Source organism: Spirosoma sordidisoli (assembly GCF_004138325.1).
GTDB classification, from domain to species: domain Bacteria; phylum Bacteroidota; class Bacteroidia; order Cytophagales; family Spirosomataceae; genus Spirosoma; species Spirosoma sordidisoli.
Genome location: NZ_SBLB01000001.1, coordinates 911,072 through 929,611, shown reverse-complemented (window position 1 = coordinate 929,611; position 18,540 = coordinate 911,072). Strand labels below are relative to the sequence as shown.

General features: G+C 48.7%; 14 protein-coding genes. 3 read left to right on the top strand and 11 right to left on the bottom strand.

The window, feature by feature from the left end; translation table 11 throughout:
• Nucleotides 1-9: 9 nt before the first annotated feature.
• Together EQG79_RS04060 and EQG79_RS04055 are read right to left on the bottom strand one after the other, a co-directional pair.
• Nucleotides 10-1,365: a TolC family protein gene (locus EQG79_RS04060; RefSeq protein ID WP_129600107.1), complete on the bottom strand. Its 1,356-nt coding sequence runs from the start codon at nt 1,363-1,365 to the stop codon at nt 10-12.
• A gap of 55 nt (nt 1,366-1,420) precedes the next feature.
• The gene (locus EQG79_RS04055) at nt 1,421-1,897 is read right to left on the bottom strand and encodes a MarR family winged helix-turn-helix transcriptional regulator (RefSeq protein ID WP_129600105.1); all 477 of its coding nucleotides are present in this window, start codon (nt 1,895-1,897) and stop codon (nt 1,421-1,423) included.
• A 336-nt stretch (nt 1,898-2,233) separates the two neighbouring features.
• On the opposite strand from EQG79_RS04055, the gene porU2 reads away from it, so the two are divergent.
• On the top strand, nt 2,234-5,500 hold the full coding sequence (porU2, locus tag EQG79_RS04050) for a putative type IX secretion system sortase PorU2 (RefSeq protein ID WP_129600103.1): 3,267 nt from the start codon (nt 2,234-2,236) through the stop codon (nt 5,498-5,500).
• Here the strand turns inward: porU2 and EQG79_RS04045 are convergent.
• Nucleotides 5,497-6,141, bottom strand: a complete 645-nt coding sequence (locus EQG79_RS04045; RefSeq protein WP_129600101.1) for a hypothetical protein — start codon at nt 6,139-6,141, stop codon at nt 5,497-5,499. The genes porU2 and EQG79_RS04045 overlap by 4 nt on opposite strands.
• A gap of 322 nt (nt 6,142-6,463) precedes the next feature.
• Here EQG79_RS04045 and EQG79_RS04040 point away from each other — a divergent pair, with 322 nt between their 5' ends.
• The gene (locus EQG79_RS04040) at nt 6,464-8,359 is read left to right on the top strand and encodes an asparagine synthase-related protein (protein WP_240699267.1); all 1,896 of its coding nucleotides are present in this window, start codon (nt 6,464-6,466) and stop codon (nt 8,357-8,359) included.
• A gap of 33 nt (nt 8,360-8,392) precedes the next feature.
• On the opposite strand, the gene EQG79_RS04035 is transcribed toward EQG79_RS04040, so the two are convergent.
• The 6 genes from EQG79_RS04035 to EQG79_RS04010 form a co-directional block, all read right to left on the bottom strand.
• Complete coding sequence (locus EQG79_RS04035; RefSeq protein ID WP_129600097.1) at nt 8,393-9,541, bottom strand: nucleotidyltransferase domain-containing protein; 1,149 nt, start codon at nt 9,539-9,541, stop codon at nt 8,393-8,395.
• 1 nt (nt 9,542) lies between these two features.
• Nucleotides 9,543-10,325, bottom strand: coding sequence for a serine kinase (locus tag EQG79_RS04030; RefSeq protein WP_240699266.1), 783 nt, complete (start codon nt 10,323-10,325; stop codon nt 9,543-9,545).
• Between the two features lie 131 nt (nt 10,326-10,456).
• The gene (locus EQG79_RS04025) at nt 10,457-10,903 is read right to left on the bottom strand and encodes a lasso peptide biosynthesis B2 protein (RefSeq protein ID WP_129600093.1); all 447 of its coding nucleotides are present in this window, start codon (nt 10,901-10,903) and stop codon (nt 10,457-10,459) included.
• Nucleotides 10,875-11,162, bottom strand: a complete 288-nt coding sequence (locus EQG79_RS04020; RefSeq protein ID WP_077920473.1) for a PqqD family peptide modification chaperone — start codon at nt 11,160-11,162, stop codon at nt 10,875-10,877. Before EQG79_RS04020 ends, EQG79_RS04025 begins: the two co-directional genes overlap by 29 nt.
• Nucleotides 11,163-11,443: 281 nt before the next feature.
• A complete protein-coding gene (locus tag EQG79_RS04015; RefSeq protein WP_129600091.1) occupies nt 11,444-12,676 on the bottom strand; it encodes an ice-binding family protein in 1,233 nt (410 codons plus the stop codon).
• 85 nt (nt 12,677-12,761) lie between these two features.
• Nucleotides 12,762-13,310, bottom strand: a complete 549-nt coding sequence (locus EQG79_RS04010) for a helix-turn-helix domain-containing protein (RefSeq protein ID WP_236648674.1) — start codon at nt 13,308-13,310, stop codon at nt 12,762-12,764.
• 948 nt (nt 13,311-14,258) lie between these two features.
• Between EQG79_RS04010 and EQG79_RS04005 the strand changes: the two genes are divergently transcribed.
• Nucleotides 14,259-15,158: a DUF4007 family protein gene (locus EQG79_RS04005; RefSeq protein ID WP_240699265.1), complete on the top strand. Its 900-nt coding sequence runs from the start codon at nt 14,259-14,261 to the stop codon at nt 15,156-15,158.
• A gap of 594 nt (nt 15,159-15,752) precedes the next feature.
• Here EQG79_RS04005 and EQG79_RS03995 read toward each other — a convergent pair.
• Together EQG79_RS03995 and EQG79_RS03990 are read right to left on the bottom strand one after the other, a co-directional pair.
• Entirely contained in the window at nt 15,753-17,354 is a 1,602-nt protein-coding gene (locus EQG79_RS03995) for a DEAD/DEAH box helicase (RefSeq protein ID WP_129600088.1), read from the bottom strand.
• Nucleotides 17,351-18,499: a cysteine desulfurase family protein gene (locus EQG79_RS03990; RefSeq protein ID WP_129600085.1), complete on the bottom strand. Its 1,149-nt coding sequence runs from the start codon at nt 18,497-18,499 to the stop codon at nt 17,351-17,353. Before EQG79_RS03990 ends, EQG79_RS03995 begins: the two co-directional genes overlap by 4 nt.
• Nucleotides 18,500-18,540 lie beyond the last annotated feature (41 nt).

Sequence of the window (18,540 nt, the reverse complement as noted above, 5' to 3'; positions counted from 1 at the left end):
TTGTATTGCTCAGAGTTGGTTGTAAAAGCTTAGGAGACTGCCCTGCGACTGTTCGAGATCGAGCCGGGCCTGGTACAGATTGATCAGCGAGTTGATGTAGTTGGTACGGGCCTCGCGGTACGAATTGTCGGCGTTGATGAGGTCGGTCAGCAGTTTGGTACCCTGTTTGTATTGCAGGGTGGTAATGTTATAAACCTCCTGCGCCAGCTTTACGTTGCGATCGTCGTTTTGCAGGCTCACCTGGGCCCGCTGAATCTGCGACTGGGCGTTGTTGAACTGAAGCCGGTAGGCCGACACGTTCAGTTTCTGCTGCTCTTCCTGGGTCAGCAGGGTGAGCCGTTGCTGCTTCAGCTGCGCGTCACGCTGGAATCCGTCGAAAATGGGGATGTTCAGCCGCAGCCCGAAGCTGCCGAAGCCGACGAAGTTGCTGAAAATACGATCGAGGGTCTGCGCGCCGAGGTTCACCGTACCGTAGTTGGCCGTCAGGCTCAGCGTGGGCAGGTACCCGGCTTTGATCCGCTGGTATTGCAGGCTCTGGAGGGCCAGGTTGGTTTCGGCCTGCTGAAACGAAACCAGCCGGCTGGCGTCGAACTGCCCCTGATCGATGGTGGGCAACTGCGTCAGCAGGGTCGAGTCCGACAGCACCAGATTCTGCTCCTGCGGCATACCCATCTGGTATTTGAGCCGGTTCAGCGCCAGGTTCAGATCGTTCTCGGCCAGCGTCAGCTGCGACTGGGTGCTGTTGTAGCTAACCTCCGTACGGGTATAATCGACGGGCTGAATCACCCCGTTGTCGCGCTGAAGCTTCAGGATGTTGAGCACCTGCTGGGTCCGTTCGAGGTTGTCGCGAAGCAGCGCGATCTGCTGCTGGGCTACGAATACCTGGTAGTAGTTGCTGGTAATGTTATAAATCACGTCTTCCTGCGTCTGGCGGGTATTCAGGGCGGCCAGCTGCTGGTTCGGCTTGTTGGCTTTGATGCCCAGCAGCAGCGACCTGTCGAACAGGGTCTGGCTGGCCTGAGCCGTCAGGTTGGTCTGGTACTTCTGCCCAATGATGAACACCCGCGGCTCGGGGCCGAACACCCCCGCCGGAACGACGCTCTGCTGCAGTTTGACGTTGTTGATAGATGTTCCTGTAGCGCTGACCTGAGGCAGATACTGACCCAGGGCCTGCCGCGCCTGCTGATCGGCGGTTTCTACCTGATATTGCGCCAGCCGAACGCTGCCAAAATTCTTCAGTCCGTAGTCGATACAGTCTTTCAGCCGAAAACCGCCCGGGGCGGGGGGCTGGGGTTGCGTCTGTGCCCATCCGGTTAGGGAGGTGCCGAGCGCAAAAACTAAGCAAAGTGCAATTAATCGTTTCATAAATCCAGAAGTTGACGTGTCTACTGTAGATATGTCAACTAATTAAGCAAAAAAATTATTTTTCCAGGAGGGTAGCGATCTTCATCACCGTTTTGAGAAACGAATCGCGTTCGTCGGCAGTCAGCTGGCTCATCACTTCGTGGTCGATGGTTTCGGTTGTTTTCAGGGCCTGTTCGATCACCATCTTGCCAGCGGGCGTCAGGCGGATCATGTTCTTGCGCCGGTCGTCGCTATCCGGTACAACCCGGAGGTAACCATCTCGTTCTAAAGTGCGTACCGAGCGTTGTATGCCCGATTTGTCCTTTTGGAGAAAGTTGGCGATCTCCTGCTGCGACAGTAGCTCCTCACCGGCAAAGTAGACAACAAACAGGACCGGAAACTGTTCGATCTGGATCGTAAACCCCAGCCGGGCCAGCTCGCGGTTGGCCCGACGTGCCATCAGGTGACCTACATGACTGATCACAAAAATGGCCTGGGTACCCATGCGCTCTGCAAACCTGGTCTGTAGCTCTCGTTCTTTAATCACTGTCATGCGGCAAAAGTAAAGTAGGTTGTTATATCAACCAAATTTCCGGATAAAAAGTGTCCTGATTTTTAAGATACTATTCTGCGGTCAGACGGCTGACGTTCAACGGTCGGCACCCGCGCAGGAAGTCGGCCAGGTGCCACAGGGTGTAGGGCCGCTCATCGAACGAATAAAAGATGGAAACCGGCCTGTCTTTTCGCTTCGGCTGAGTACTTGTCCTGATTCGGGCGCGGAATATGCATCTAACTACTGCCTGATGTATTCTGAAGTTGTAAAAACGGTATTCTTAAATATATTAAGGATATATTTGATAGTGATTGTATATAAAAAATCACCTGCCTCATGCTACTAAGAAAAAGGTTGCTGGTAATAGGACTACTTAGTGCCGGGCTTAGCGGAAAGGCGCAGGTCCTGATTGGCAATGAGTGGATCAGGGCCGGACAGCCGTACTTGAAGGTAACTGTGAATCAGGCAGGGATTCATCGGATACGTTATTCAGACATAAAAAATGGCGATGCTTCTTTTTTAAAGACGAACCCGGCCGGGTGGCAGTTATTTTTTCGCGGGCAGGAAATAGCCATCCGAATGTCCGGTCAGCAAGGGGGGACATTCACCGAGCAGTCGAGCATCGAGTTTTATGGGGAAGGGAACGACGGCAGTCAGGACTCGCTCCTGTATCGGCCCCAGAGTAGACTGCATCCATACCAGACGCTATTCTCCGACCAGTCAGCTTACTTCCTGACGGCGAGTCCGACATCCGTCGGTAAGCGTATGGCTGTTGTCAGTGGTTCTGGTGAGGGTCTGATACCCGAGACGTTTCATGTGCAGGAATCTGTTCAGGCTTTCACCAGTGACTATACATTTAACAACTTAAAAGGCATTGAACCGTTCCTTCAACAGAGCTATTTCGAGCCCGGCGAAGGGTGGTCGGGTAAACTGATATCGACAGATTCCATTGGAGCGGTTGACTTCAGTCTGCCCGGACGTGTGAATGTTGATTGGCCAATCCGTTTAGAGGGCCTTATCAATGGTCGCGACAACCAGCTCCATCAGATTCAGATTCAGGTCAATGACAGTGTGCCAACATCACTGGCTTCGCTGCGCTTTCTGGGGTTTACCAGCCAGCCTTTTCAGGCAACGCTGCCCCCCGGCCTGTTGCGGGATGAAAAAATAAGGCTTCGCTTCAAACCGGAACGGAACGTCGGCGCCAATCAGTTCTCCATTACCTATGTGAACGTGTCTTATCCTCAGCAGTTCGACATGAACGGGGAGGGCAGCAAGGTATTTCATCTGCCTGCCGGTAAGCGGCAGACCGTGCTTCTGGCGATACAGCATATTCCCTCGTCAACGTTCGCCTATGACGTTACGGATAAGCTCAATTGCCGCTATCTGCCGGTAAACAGTATAGCCAGTAACGCAGAGGTTGTGGTCGACGGCATGGGGCAGAACCGGGATATTCTGGTAACCAACCAGGTGCTGAACCCGCTGAGCGTAAAACCCGTTCAGCTTCGATTCGCCTACCCGGCCTCGACCGATTATCTGATCATTACCCACGGGTCACTCAAAAAATCAGCGATGGCTTATGCCGATTACCGGGCGTCGGTGTCGGGGGGCGGGCACAAACCGCTGGTGGTTGATGTCGACTCCCTGTTCGATGCCTTCAATTACGGCGAACGCAGTCCGTTGGCGATCCGGCGTTTTGCCCGGTTTATGCTACAGACAACAGTAGTGAAGAACATGCTGCTGATCGGGAAAGCCAATAGCTATCCTTATTTTATTAAAACGGCCGCCGACGATCTGGTACCTACCATTGGGTATCCGGGGTCAGACGTGTTGCTGACGGCCGGTCTGGGCGGTACCTCCGCGAACACGCCGGCTATTCCGACGGGTCGCCTTGCGGTAACGACCAACGAGCAGGTACTCGACTACCTAACGAAGGTTAAACATGTCGAAGCGGGTACGCCAAACGGCTTGTGGCGCAAGCAACTTGTTCATATCAGCGGTGGTAAGTCGGAACCTGAAGCGAAGAGCCTGGAACTGGCGATGCGGGATCTGGAGACTGTGTTTGTCAATGGCCAGCTGGGCGGAGAAGTCAAATCGTTCAGCAAAAGCAATCCATACAGTACAGTCGAGCCTGTCAATATAGCGCCGGTGGTCAATGATGGCGTAAGCCTTATTACCTTTTTCGGCCATGCCGGACCCGCCATCACCGACATGAACTTTGGCTTTGCCTCGGCCCCCCAAAACGGATTTCGCAATACGATCTATCCGTTCATGATTTTTAACGGGTGCGGAGTTGGCGAGATCTTCTCCCGGTTCAACACCTTGTCGACCGATTGGGTGCTGGCTCCGGACAAGGGAGCTGCCCTCGTTCTGGCTCATTCCTACTACAGTTACGAAGCACCAACAACCCGGTACCTGAAGAGCTTGTACCGGGCGTTATTTACGAATCCGGCAACTCTCGGCCAATCGTTCGGGAAGGTGCAGCAGCAGGTAAACGCCGAACTCGAAAAAGAAGGTGCTAATCTGTATGATGTGTCGGTTTTGCTGCAGATGATTCTTCAGGGCGACCCGGCTCTGCAGCTTTATCCGCTGGCCCGCCCCGATTTTTCTGTCGCGCAAAAAGGGGTATACATACAGGCATCGGTGGTGGGAAGTACGCTACAAAACAGCGATTCGATTCAGGTAATTGTTCCCCTGGCCAATCTGGGCCGGTTTCAGCCGAACCAGTCCGTTGCTCTTTCGATTCGAACGACCGGCAAAACGGTAGGCAGCCATGTTGTCCGAATGCCCGCATTCAGGTATCTGGATACGCTGGTGTACACCCTGCCGAACGACAGATCACTGCAAAAAATCGATGTGTTGCTTGATCCGGACAGCCAGGTAGACGAACTGAGCCGGGATAATAACGCGGCAAGCCTGGCAATAGACTGGCCGCAAGCCAGCGTCGGGAGTCGCTATCCATCAATAGTTCTGCCAGACGTGGTCAGTCCGGCTCTTACGGTATTGGTCAACGGGAGCGTACGGGAAAACGGTGCTATAGTCGATACGAGGCCTGAACTAACGATTTACCTGACCGATGAGCGTCCCCTTTCCGTCGGCGATACCGATGCCGTTGATGTCTATATTTCGACCTGCGACACCTGTAGCCCGGCGCAAATTCCCCGTCAACGGCTGCTGCTGTCCGAATTGTCGCCGAATCAACTTCAGATCAAAACAACACTGGAGCTGGCAGCAGGCAGTACGTACCAACTTACCGTTTTCGGGAAAGACGCAGCCGGTAACCGGACTCAACCGCCCTATGCGCTGATCATGGGGGTGGTAAGCGCCGATGAGCCCATTACGTTTACCAGCTATCCAAATCCGACGAGTACGTATGTGCGGTTCGAATTAAACCTGCCCCTTCTTGCTCTACCCACCGAAGCCCGGCTGGCCATCTATTCGATTCATGGGATACAGGTTTTCGATGAGCCGTTTCCGGTGCTAACGGGAAAAAATACGCTGTTATGGCAAACGCAGGTGCCGGGTGTGTACTCGTACCGATTGCGGCTGGGCTGGCAGGACGGCCGGTCTGACGTACGAACGGGTAAGGTGGTATGGCTGCATTAAGGGAATCGATCGGAGGCAATCAGTACCCACTTTGCCGTCGTGCCCGACTGGATTGCGCCGGTGCCCAGGCAAGCGGGCGACTCCTGACAAAAGGCCAACGACCGATCTTCCTGGTACACGCAGCCAATCGACCGGGCATAGACCCGAAGGTATTTTTCCTGACTGACCAGGGTTGAATCGTTGGTTCCCAGAACGGTAACGGTGTTATCGAACCGGTTTTTGCCACTAATAAACGGGCGTACTATAGCCTCGTACCGAAGGAGCGAGAGCGGGTTGGTATTGTACAGGTTTTTATTCCAGGAGGTTGACGGCGCGATGGGAAACGCCAGTTTGACAATCGGTGAGTTGTTATCCTGATCAATCACTTCGACCCTGTTTTTATACAGGGAACGGATGCTTTTCAGTGTCCACGGCGACTGATTCGTGGGTCGGGTCAATTCGTCGATTATAAAAACCAGCTGACCGTTCATCTGGTAAGAGCTACTGACTTTTTGCTGGAGCTGGTAGCTTTGTTTGGTAGGTACATTGGCGGTGAGGTACGTTTCGGTCGATACCTGATAGGTCCAGTAATTTCCCACCTCCAGCGGAAAATAAGCGGAGTCGTCAGGCAAAGGACTCGTTGCCCGTTCCTGGCAACTCATGAGTGCGGGTAACAAAGCCAGCCAAAGCGTTACCTGTAAACCGGTTTTTATTCCCACGTTTTTGATGACTTATGGTTGTAGGTCAACCCATTTTCAGGAAAATTTCTCCTTTTTTATGAATCCTAAAGGTAGCACTTTGTCGACCTGTTTACTAGTTCTTCCTGCGTGCCAGTATTTATTAATAAGGAGCATTGAGTCAATAAATAGGTCATGGCAAAGGCTGATTTTACCAGTCAGTTTTCGTTCACTAACCTGGTAAAGTAATATGGGCGGAATCGCTGGAATAATTCGGTTCGATGGGCGGCCTGTCGAGTTGTCCGACATGGCTGCTATTGAAACCCTCTTGGTGCATAGAGGCACGGTAAACCGTTATTCCCACAAACAGGGTACCTTATTTGCCTTTAACAGCACCCTGGATGTTGACATAAATGCGGGTATTTATGCCGTCGCCGATGCCGCTGATGGTTCGCAGCCCGGAGCCAGCAATTCCCTGGTTGACAACTACCTGCAGCGTGGATTCTCGTCATTCAATCAACTGAACGCCGATTTTGCGATAGCCTTATGGGACGATCGTCGGCAGACGCTTGTCTGTGCCAGAGATCTGCTGGGTGTTAAACCGTTGTATTACGTGCATCGACCCGGTTCGTTTTGCGCATTTGCTACGGAGATCAAAGCACTGCTTGCCATTGGGGAGGTAATCGTCAAACCGAATCGCCACAAATACAGAGAGTACCTGACCTGGGCAACGGCCTATGTACCTTATAGCGCAGACACCTTCTACGAAACCATTTACAGCGTTCTGCCCGGCCATTATCTTCAGCTGACCAGTAGCCACAGCCAGGTTGGGGCTTACTGGAAACCAGATCTGAGCCGGGTGAGTGGATTGACAGAGGCCGCTGATTATGCCACCTTGTTCCGCGAAGATTTTACGCAGGCTATCGACATCCGAATGGGAAATAAGAGCCATGTAGGCTCCCATTTAAGTGGCGGTCTGGATTCATCATCGGTTAGCTGCGTGGCCCAGCATCGGCTCCTGGCGCAGGATCGTCCTTCTTTACATACGTTTACCATTGATACGGGGCTGGCCTCAACGGACGAATCGACGTATGTGCAGGCCGTTGTCGAAAAATGGAAACCGGTGCATCATACCGTACAGCCCGTCCCCGATGTGCTTACCTCTATCCTGGAAATCAATCGCCTTTTTGATCGGCCAGAGCAGTTTATTCTGCCATCCAGTTTTCATCTTAGTGTTTCGGTAAAAGCCCGCTCGGTCGGTTGTGACAGCATCCTCACGGGCCACGACGGCGACAGTGTCATCACCACGGGATTTGACTACCTGGATCAGTTGATCGATCAGGAGGACTGGGAGGGGGTGCAACAGGCCTGTCGGCAAAGGATCAGCCAGCCTGGCCAGAATCTGACGCATGTTAGCCCTAAGTGGCTCAGTTTGAGCGAACGGGAAAAGTTTGAAACGTATGTGCTGTACACGGTTGGTGCCGAAGTTGTCAGCCGATTCAAACACAGACCGTTCCTGACGTTTCTACGTACGCTGGTTGCGCAGCAGCAACGATTCGAGCTATCCACGGCTTCGATGATGACCTATTGCATACAGCGTATCCGCGACAAAATAGTGCATAGAGCCTTGATAGACAGTGCGTTTACGCCGGCGTTTCAGCGGTTATCTGCCCCCTTGCCAACGTCTGCGACCGAGGGCCTGAGCGCCTGCCTGTCAGCGGAGAACCCCGTTCCCCTTATTCAGATCATCAATACGACGAATGTGCTATGCAATGAGCAATTAGAGCATATGGGCGCCTATTACGGCCACCAGTATACGTTTCCTTTCTTTGACAAACGGGTTGTTGAAGTGGGGTTGGCAACTCCGGCCTGGGTGAACTTCGATCAGGGGCGTGGCCGTGGACTGATTCGTCAGGGTCTGCAAACCGTACTACCCCTGGCCGTCAGCAACCGGCTTACGAAGGCTAACTTCGTTGAATATGGTAATCTGACTGCGCAGCAACTTTATCAGGCTACTCGGGAGCAAATCGCATCACCCAGTCACGAAATCTGGGACATTATAGACCGATCGGTATTTAATGAGATCCTTACCATCGTATGTAATGGTCGAATACCGATCCAGAAAAAAACGCGTTACAACTGGTTATTGAGTCGAATTATTTACCTCTCTCTCTGGCTGTCTGCACTACCAAAAAGGAGCTGAACCCGTTGGTAGTATCAGTGATTGGCTGTTTGCCTACCGGGAGCGTACCAAAGAAAGAAAGACCCGCACCATAGCCGTAAGAAAGCCCCATCGTTTAGGAATGAAAAACGGACGGCTGTTGATGGTGATGACTGTAGATCGAAACATAAAATTACGGCTGTAGTGCCCATAAACTTTTAATTTATCAATCAACGCCACCTTTGTAGAGGCAAAATCGACGAGCAGTGTTCTGAACAGGGCCGGCCGTTCGTTTTCCCACCTTTTTTCACGGGTTTCGGTCAGCCTGGCCAGGTTGTACACATCCATCTGCTGTTGAACCTCGGCCGTTACCGGAAATTCCCAGATAGTTTGGCACCAGTGCAGGCCCGTGAAAAAAATACGCTCCAGTTGACGTTGCTCTAATGTTTTCAGCAGCCACTCCCAGTTGAGATCCTGTCGATGAAGCAAAAAATACAGGTCATTTATGTAACCAATACGTTCCCAGGAATTATTGACTCCGTGGTGAAGAACTAACAGAATGACCTGATTCTCGATGATGAGGTCAGGAGTCGAGCGGAAATCGCTTACCTCAAACTCGCCGATTTCTCTTAACAGCGAGTTGACCCGCCAGTGTAGATCAATATCGAAGCGGCTGGTGTCGAAGTAAGGTTTGAATAAACTGATCTCGCTCAGCTCGTCCCAGATCACACCGGCCGGATGTTCTAAATAAGGTTTGTGTTTATCGCCGATCCGGTAGCCGTCTGGCGACAGGATGTCGATCACCCGCTGAACGTCTTTTTTGTCGACCAGAATGTCCATATCGCCAATAGGGCGCAGGCCACGTTCGGGATAGCTGTGTTCTGCCAGGTAGATTCCTTTGAATGGGATATGCTCGATTGCCTGTTTGTCGAGCAGGGCCGTTAGTCGATGATACTCCTGAAGTTTTATCAGGTTGTCGGTAGTACGATGCAGACATTCCTGACGTAGGCTTGCCCTAAAAGCATCGGGCACCGATGGAATTTCGTTGAGGGCGTGATACAAAAAAGGGGTGAGCCGGTGGTAGTTAGCCAGGGTAAGAAGCCGGTCCCAGTCTGGCGTGTATTGCTCCAGCAGCAATACTATGGATTCGTTTCGCGTGGCCGATGGCTTCCAGGAGCAAGCCATGAGCAGAAGAGTGATCTCGGTCGAGTGGCGCGATTTCATGTCAAGGTGTAGCGTTCAGGCGATCTACAAATGAATACAAATCGGTAAAGGTGGCAGGACGGCTCATGCGGAAAAGGGGGGTAGTTCGTGCAATAGCCACACTTTGCTCGAAGCATTTTTTTAGTTCAAGGCCATTCAGGAGGGCATCGGGTAACGGAAAATGATGGAGCAATTCGACGGGAACCTGGCTACTGAGTACGGGGGTCGTTATACTGCCTGGTGTGTTGGGAGGCAGCAGCACCACTAGTTGTTTTAACGGTACGGGTTCTTCGTCGAATGGAAACGATTCATGCCACGAGAATTTGTTTATCCCCTCCCGTACGGGTGTCATGGAATCCAGGGGTAAGGCTAATCCGTCTACGCTGTTTTGCCAGATTTTTACCTGCGAAAAAGCAGGAATCAACGTATGATCGCCCGCCGGGCCTGGTCGAATACAAACCATGTCATCACTGATGACGCCAGCCCCTTTGGCGGCAAAAGCAGCAACGGTAGTGGATTTGCCCGCCCCCGGTTCTCCCAGAAAAACAACCCCTCCGTCGCTAAGGCGAACAGCGCTGCCGTGTAGCAGGAAGTAGCCCTTCTGGAACAGGATAAGACCTAGTGCTTCGCTGAGCGTAAACAGAGAGAGAACCTGATCATCGGTCTGAGCCGTATCTACAATCAGCTCGTTGCCGTGGCGGGCTACAAACGTAATGAGTGGAGGCCAGTCCAGCCAAAGGTGATGTTGGTCTGTTTGAGCGAACTGGGCCTGCAGGCCCGCCCGCCAGGCTTTCGAGGGTACCATGGGTGGCTTTGCCGGCAGTTGACCGGACCTGATCGTTAGATCTACTAAAGCCGTGGCTGCTCTTTCCGGAAGGGGGGGGAGCCGGAAGTCGGACGAGATGGATAGCCCATAGGCTCTGTAAAAATAGGGCATCAAGTCCAGGCTAAAATTGGCTCGAACAGCAGGTTGGGTTGCTCACCGAGTATGGTTACCGACTGGTAGGTAACCCAGGCGTGGGCAGAAAAACCGTCGGCGGTATTGCTGCGTACGCCAATGTGAACTCGAACATGCGGTTGATTTTTCAATAGCCATTTCGCAGCAAGCGCCTGAATCAGACAGGTGAACCCAAGCGGAATGTGCGTGCTGAGGACGTTTACCGCCCACACCCGTTTGTTCATAGTGGCCGTTGGTATTCCTCGTTTCGAGGTATGGGAAGCTGGGGCAGATCGGGGCGTGATAAACCAGCTTACTGGAAACAGCAGGATCAGTACCTTAACGAGAATCAGTACAGCAAGTACATAAATCAACAGTATTTTCTCGGTCCAGCGCAGCGAGCTGATTTTTGCGTATCTAAGCCGTAGTTTCGATAAGGTTTTCATCGAATAGATTACCTATGAAAAACAATAGTTCCTGCTGACAGATAAATTCGTCTACGTCAAACTCGTCCAGTACCTGGTCTTTAATTTTTTGAACAGACAGCACTTGTCTAGTTTGTAATAGTGACCAGATAAACCCGCCTACTTCATTCAATTCATAATAATTTCCTTTTTTATAATTCAGCACGATCGTTTCTGTACCCAGAGCGGAAGAGGACTGATCTCGGGTCAGCTGAATGCAGGTGGTCGGTTCAAATACCATATCTGTATGCGAATATAGGTAGGATGCGAAAGAAGCCTGACTCACCATCCGTAATTCTGAGGAGCCAGGCTTCTTTCGTTACATCAATTAACTCGTGAAACTGCCTCCAAATCCGTCTGTGTTGGACCCAATTTTCAGGGTGAGTTTTTTTACGTTGCCCAACACCTTGACTTTGGGTGTCGTGTACGATTTTTTTGATGATGGAGCCGATGTATGATTAGATTTTGTTTTCATAAGCCAGGTACTATTGGATGAAAAAGGTTGATAGAGTTATTGTCGAACTACTCGATAACTAAACGGTGTTGGCGCATTTGCCCCCTTTCCTCAACCGTGAGTACATAGACACCAGCCGATAGTTTGCCTACCGTTTTTAGCACGAGGTTGCCAGACTGAATGCTCGTTTTCTGAATAGGTAACAAGCGCGCATCGGTGCCGTAGAAGCGAACAGTGGCTGTTTCGGGCTCATCCAGACGGAGCGAAAACTGGCCATCGTGCCGAACCGGATTCGGAAAAACCCCGTAGGTGTCATCGCGCAGAACCACCGAAACAGCCGGGAAAATTGTTGTTTTCCCGTTCAGGTCGATTTGCTTTAGACGGTAGTAACTAGTACCCGCGAAGGGAGTCAGATCAACCAGGGTGTAGTTTTTCAGCGCTTTGCTCGTGGCTGCCAGTTCAGCGATCTCACCTACTTTGGTAAACCCTTTCAGGTCTTTGCTTCGCTCCACTACAAACCCTTTATTGTTGGTTTCCAGTGACGTTGTCCAGCGAATGTCAACGGTACGGGTAGCAGGCGCGGCAGTAGCAGCAAAGGATACCAGCGTAACGGGGAGCGGGGCTGCTACATTCGTAACGGTATTGGAATTCAGGACGATAGCCCCTGTTATCGACAAGCCTCTTCCAATCAGGGTAGCACCGGTGTTTAGGGTGATCGCGCCATTGGTCAGAAAAGTGCCTTGCAGACTTGAACTGGTTCCGGCCACTAAAGCCCCATTGATCTGAAAGAACACATTGCTGGCCAGGGCTCCATTCGTTAGTACAATGTTTGACGATGTACCGGTTGTCAGGGCGCTGTTTAACTTAATGATAAATATACCAGATCCGCTTAGCGTTAACGTACCGTTTAACGTAGTGGGCGATGCAGTAGGCTGGCAGGACACCCCTGGGCTAAGCGTTTGCCCGGTTAAGTCTGCGCTGATCGTGGTTCCACACGTAGTAGTACTTAAATAATTGTAAGCAGTAACTACATCAAGGGCTGCCTGCTGGGCTTCAGAAGAACCCGGTAGTCGCGTGTTCCCGGTTACTAGTCCGGGTGGAAAACCGGTTAAAGCACCCACATTGGTTCCAATGTCGCCGTTTATCTGGGATACCCCAGAATTTGTAAACGCTCCATTTGCCGTGAATAAAGCGAAGTTTGTCGTAGTTCCTAAACTAGGAACTAAAGCTTGGCTAAGCCCCCTGTTCGCGGCAAATGACAAGAAAAATAACAGCAGGATGCGTAAATTTTTATTTTCCATAATATTAAGTTTGTATAACTGATAAATAGTTATACAAATCTGTCTGCCTTTTGGACGGTTATTGTTATATAATTATATATATGATTTATACTATTCCCACATCTTCCAAAATAATACGTTTTTTGTGTTTAAGTTTCTTATAATAGGTTGGCGTTAAGCCTGTAACTTTCTTGAACTGGCTTGAAAGGTGTCCTACGCTGGAGTAATTAAGACTTTCGGCAATTTGAGTAAGATTAAGTTCATCATACAACAGAAGTTCCTTAACACGTTCGATTCTGTGAGCAATGATGAAATGTTCTACAGTAACACCAGTAACTTCCGAAAATAGGTTCGCCAGATACGTATAATCATAGTCGAGCTGCTGAACCAGATAGTCCGAATGTTTCATCTTGGGGTGTTGCTCTGCATCCCGAACCAGGAAGATAAGAGCTGTTTTGATTCGCTCTATTAATATGGCTCTCTTGTCTGCCATCAGTTCGTGGCCAGATTTTAGCAAGGCTATTTTTAACTGCTCCCGTTGTTCTGTTGTAATGGGATTTTTAAGATCTACCTCCCCCAGTTCAATCGATTTGTAAGCTATGTTGTGTTCATCAAAAACAGCCTGAACTATTTTTTTGCAACACAGACTAACCATGAATTTGATATGTAGTATCAAGGCATTTTCGGTTTAATGATGATCGTTTCTTTAGAATTAATAGATAGGTATATGAATATGTCTATGTGGCCAGAAGGGGCTTGTTCAAACTCGTTGCGGGACAGATAGCGTCTTCAGGAAATTTTTTTGATACGAAAAGTGGGATAATAAAGTGGGCAACAGCAGCCCGTCAATGCGTATGACCGGCTGGCTATTTGATACGGATGCGACGAGGCCAGTAAAAGGAATAGGAAAAATTCGACGAACGGTGTAGTGAAAAAAACCTGGTACCGTACAATGCAAAGCAATGGTACCTACCGCCCCTCTTTCTCAACGCGTGAAATAAGTAGTCGTAAGTGACCGGTAATCACGCGTTTTTTAGACGTTAATACAAGAGAATATATGATTTTAAATAAATAGTTACTGTTTTTACGTTGACTTTAGCCCGATACTGCCCAGACCAAAGCGGTTTGCTCTCTTCTGGGAAGACTGATCCAGTTTGAAGCAGAGAAGGTTGTCGCTTGAGGTTGAATGCCCGAAGATGGGCATGAGGTCTATATAAAACGCTTTGCCCCGTTCGGACCGCCAGCTAAGTCCTGATTCGAAAGAGTCAGGACTTAGCTGGCGGTCCGAACGGGGCTGCTTAAATCATATTGAGCATGGTTTATTATTGTACAATGTGTATTAAGAATGATTAACTACAACAGATAGAATTTCTATCTGTTGTAGTTAATCATTCTTAATACATAACATATTATTATCATTTGTTATACCATGACAACTAAAGATAGAGGAGGCTCATAGGTAAGCTTTAATGGCTTTAAAGGGAACTTGATCTATCTATACATTTCTTCATCTAAAAGGTCAGCGAGGCAAATATATACAACGGCAAGTGGGAGATATTTCATTACTTTACGTACAGGTAATTCTTAGCGATTACGCTCGATTATGGAAGTTCTTGATAATAAGCAAATAGTGTTTTTTCGTAACAAGAAGCTGAGCTTCTCAGGACACGAATCTTTCCAGTGCCGTAATCTTTGGTTGAAGAAAGGTTATGATTTTGTCAAATCAGGGCGATCTTTCAATAGTGAAGACGCTGTGGTTGATTTGGGAGTTGGTAAAAATATGGTAAGTTCCATCCGGTACTGGATGAAATCGTTTGGTCTTCTAACCCTTACCGAAGAACTTACTCCTCTGGCTGATAGGTTGTTATCGGACGACGGCTGGGACCCATATCTTGAGGATGAAGGCACTCTTTGGCTATTACACTATCATTTAGTCACCGTCGCACGCGCTTCAACTTATGATCTGTTATTTAACGAGTTACGTCGCGATCGGATTGAATTTACCAAGAACAACTTCCTCACATCTGTAAAGCGGAAAGCGGAAATCAGTCGAGTATCCGTAAATGACAGCACTGTTCTTAGCGACTTCGGCGTATTCGTCAAAATGTATATCCGATCTGAATCACAGGCGAAAGACCGGGAAGAAAGCTTTTCGGGGCTTTTGACCGAACTTGACTTAGTTAGGTGGGGGACCCGTAACAAAGAAGAATACTACGTTATTGAGAACACCGATAGGCGTGACTTACCTCACGATATTGTCCTCTACGGTATTCTTTCGAGCGGCCAGTTCGAGTACTCAGTTAACTTTAACACGCTGCTAACGGAGCCTGACCAGGTCGGCAGTGTGTTTGCCCTTAATGCCACCGGACTGTATGCTAAACTTGAAAGTATTATAGCTGATAACGCCGATATTGTCTTTAGTGACCAGGCCGGTATACGTGAACTATCATTCAAGACTAAACCCGACCCATTCACCGTATTAGCGCAGTACTATGGAAGATAATCTTGAATACGGAAGCGAATATGTACCAACCGGTATTGCACAAGCTTCTATTACATACACACCATCAGTAAACATCATCCGTGATGCTGAGCGTGAATTGATCTACCATCCGACCCCAAACGCTCAGCGAGTTGTTCATCAGATTGCTAATGACTATAAGCGAGGGATTCGTTCCTTCAATATAATCGGCTCCTACGGCACAGGAAAATCTTCGTTTCTATGGGCGTTGGAACGTAGCCTTCGTCCTAATGGCAAGCGTTATTTTGATGTTAACCTGGTAAGTGATCCTGCTGTTGGTGTTATAAACTTTATCGGTGAGTACCGCTCTATTACACAAGTATTTGCTGAGAAATTTAATGCTGAGCAAAACCAACCCCAGTATATCTTATCCGAAATCTTCAATCACTATCGTGGTATAAAAGGAGTTAACCCATTGCTGGTGCTGGTTATCGACGAGTTCGGTAAGTTTTTAGAGTTTGCCGCCCAACACGAGCCAGAAAAGGAACTGTATTTTATTCAGCAACTTACGGAGTTCGCTAATAATGCCGATTACAATATCTGCCTAATCACCACAGTCCACCAAAACTTCGACGCTTATTCTTTCTCCTTATCGGATATCCAATTTAAAAAGGCCATTGCCACGTGGTTAAAGCCTGGCAAATTTGTGTCAACTACCGTTACGATTTCGGCTTCATCATTACCACCAGCCCTTGTACCTCGGATTGCCCGACCAACCATTTGGCTGTATAAAACTAATGAGTCAGTGGGTCGCGAAATGACAGCACAGCTTGTTTGTGGCGCATCAAAGCCCGTTGTCAAAATTCCGTAATTGCAAAGTACTAAAGATTCTTCAACATCACTTTTGAAATGTTCAATAAGTCGTTTTCGCTGCAAACTACTCGTCTTACTTGTGATTGTAAATGCGCTGACACCCCTTGCTTGTAAAATTGCAGCAAATGTATGCGCATGCTCTACCGTAAGGGCAAACACTATTATTCGTTGATGCCGAGTAGTTAGCTCTTCAATCTTACTGACAATAAGGGCATTCCTTATCTGATCTTCAGAAAGCCGTTTAAGCGTAGCTGGTGGTAACTGCAAATGTTCTTGAAGGTACTTCTCGTCTTTGTGGGTGAGCTTGAAACCACTTTGGCAGAGCAATGGATTGTTCCTGACTTTGGCTAAATATTTTTCGTCTTCTAAGTACTTAACTGGATTTATATAGCCATCTACCTCCAAGATTACTTTCTTATGATTGAAAAAATCAGCTAGTTTAGCATCTTCTTCAGGATTATTCCACGTCCTACCTGGCGTCGCGGATAGCCCTAACATGGCCACATTAAATGACAAGAAAACCTCAAGGATTCGCTGGTAAGTTGGTGCTATAGCCATATGGGCTTCGTCCATTACTACTAAAGAAGTCTTGGCCGCAATAGCGCTGACGTAGATCACATCACGCTTCACGAGGCTATAAAGCTTATTTAAGCCAGCTACGATGAACGCATCTTGTTGGCCTTTGATATCTTCCTTACTAGTTGACCAGTACCTTATAACTGGTAAGTTTCTATTTCCAATACACTGCCAGGCGTTTTCGAACTCTTGAGCTGCCTGTTCGCAGAGTTCTTCAGTGTGGGCCAACCAGATAACTAATGTAGGCTCATTTGCCCGTAGGTGCTCTGCAATAAAATTCATAGCCGTCCGCGTCTTGCCGGAGCCGGTTGGCATATGAAGCATTACTTTTTTAGGTACGCTACTAAGCAGCGGTTTAAGCTCTCTTACAGCTTTTCGCTGGTGCTTGAATAAAGGATACTGACAACTTGCTTGTGTGTTTGATACGAAAGGTTCTTCGTCTAATTCTTCCTCAGGAATCTCAAAGAATCTAAACAAAACATGTCGCTGAAAATCCGTATTAAATTGTACGCCTTTGAGAGAGTTGAATATATCACTCCCGACAGCTACACCAAGTTTATCAGCCAAATCCGTTGCTTCATAGGGACGAAGTAAATCAAGCAACTCATTGCGTAGCCTTTTATCTAACAAAAGCTCAGCCGGGGAATAAATATTTAGTAGCTTAGTTCTAAGGGTACTTAAACGCGTAAGCTCCGAATCTAAAACAGTAAGCGCTTGAATAACTTGTGGACCAAGGATGACCTGAACGACTTCTTCATTAAGCCTGGTTAAGAAATTTTCAAAATTCATTGTAGATGTGATTGACCAGCTAATAATGTTTTGAATCGTCGTACAACTGTCTCAATTTCGGCTCCAGTAGTGTAATGGCTTAACGAAAAACGGACAGCACTCAACGCTTCTTCATCAGTCAGCCCCATCGCTTTGAGTACATGCGATGGCTCAAATACCGCCGACGAGCAGGCCGAACCGTTCGATACAGCAATGTTCTTTAACTGACCAATTAATACGTTAGCATCAGTACCAGGAAAGCTAATGTTGGTCACGTTAAATAAGCGCTCTGCTCGATTGCCTATCACAAACGCGCCATTTATCTCAAGCAAAGAAGTCTCTAATTGGTCTCGTAATAAACCGATTTGCGTAGCATTGTTGACCATACTTGCTTGCGCCAGTTCACAAGCCTTTCCCATGCCGACAATACCGGGTACGTTAAGTGTACCGCTGCGTAAGCCGCGTTCGTGACCTCCACCGTGCGTCATTGCTTCCAATCTCACGCGCCTGGGCAACCGTTGACGGACAAATAAGCCACCAATGCCTTTAGGGCCATAAAACTTATGGGCTGAAAATGGCATCAAATCAATCGCGTAATCCTCAACTGACAGCGGGAGCTTACCAACAATCTGCGTAGCATCAGAGACAAATATAGCGTCAACTTCGTGCGCTAAGTCAGCTATTTGACGAATTGGTTGCTGTACACCCGTTTCGTTATTCACTGTCATGACAGCCACTAAGATCGTGTCGGAGCGAAGTACAGATCGAAGTTGAGAAAGGTTAATTAATCCATCACGCGAGACAGGCAGATAAGTTACTTCATAACCCCGCGTTTCTAAGTGGCGGCATACATCCAGAACGGCTGAATGTTCGGTCTGGACAGTCACAATGTGACGGCCTTTGCTTTGATAGCTTTCAGCCACGCCTTTTATAGCTAAGTTAATGGCTTCGGTAGCACCAGCTGTAAACACGATCTCATTCGGTTCACAATCAATGAGGCCAGCAACTTGATTCCGAGCCTGTTTAACGGCACTATTTATTTCTTTGCCGAAACCGTGTGCACTGGAGGCATTGGCGTAATAACTTGACAGATAAGGAATCATAGCATCCAGTACCTCTGGAGCTATTCGGGTGGTAGCATTATTATCTAGATAAATATAATCCATCGTAATCGTCTACTCAAGGGTAGAGCGATTGCAATTGGGAT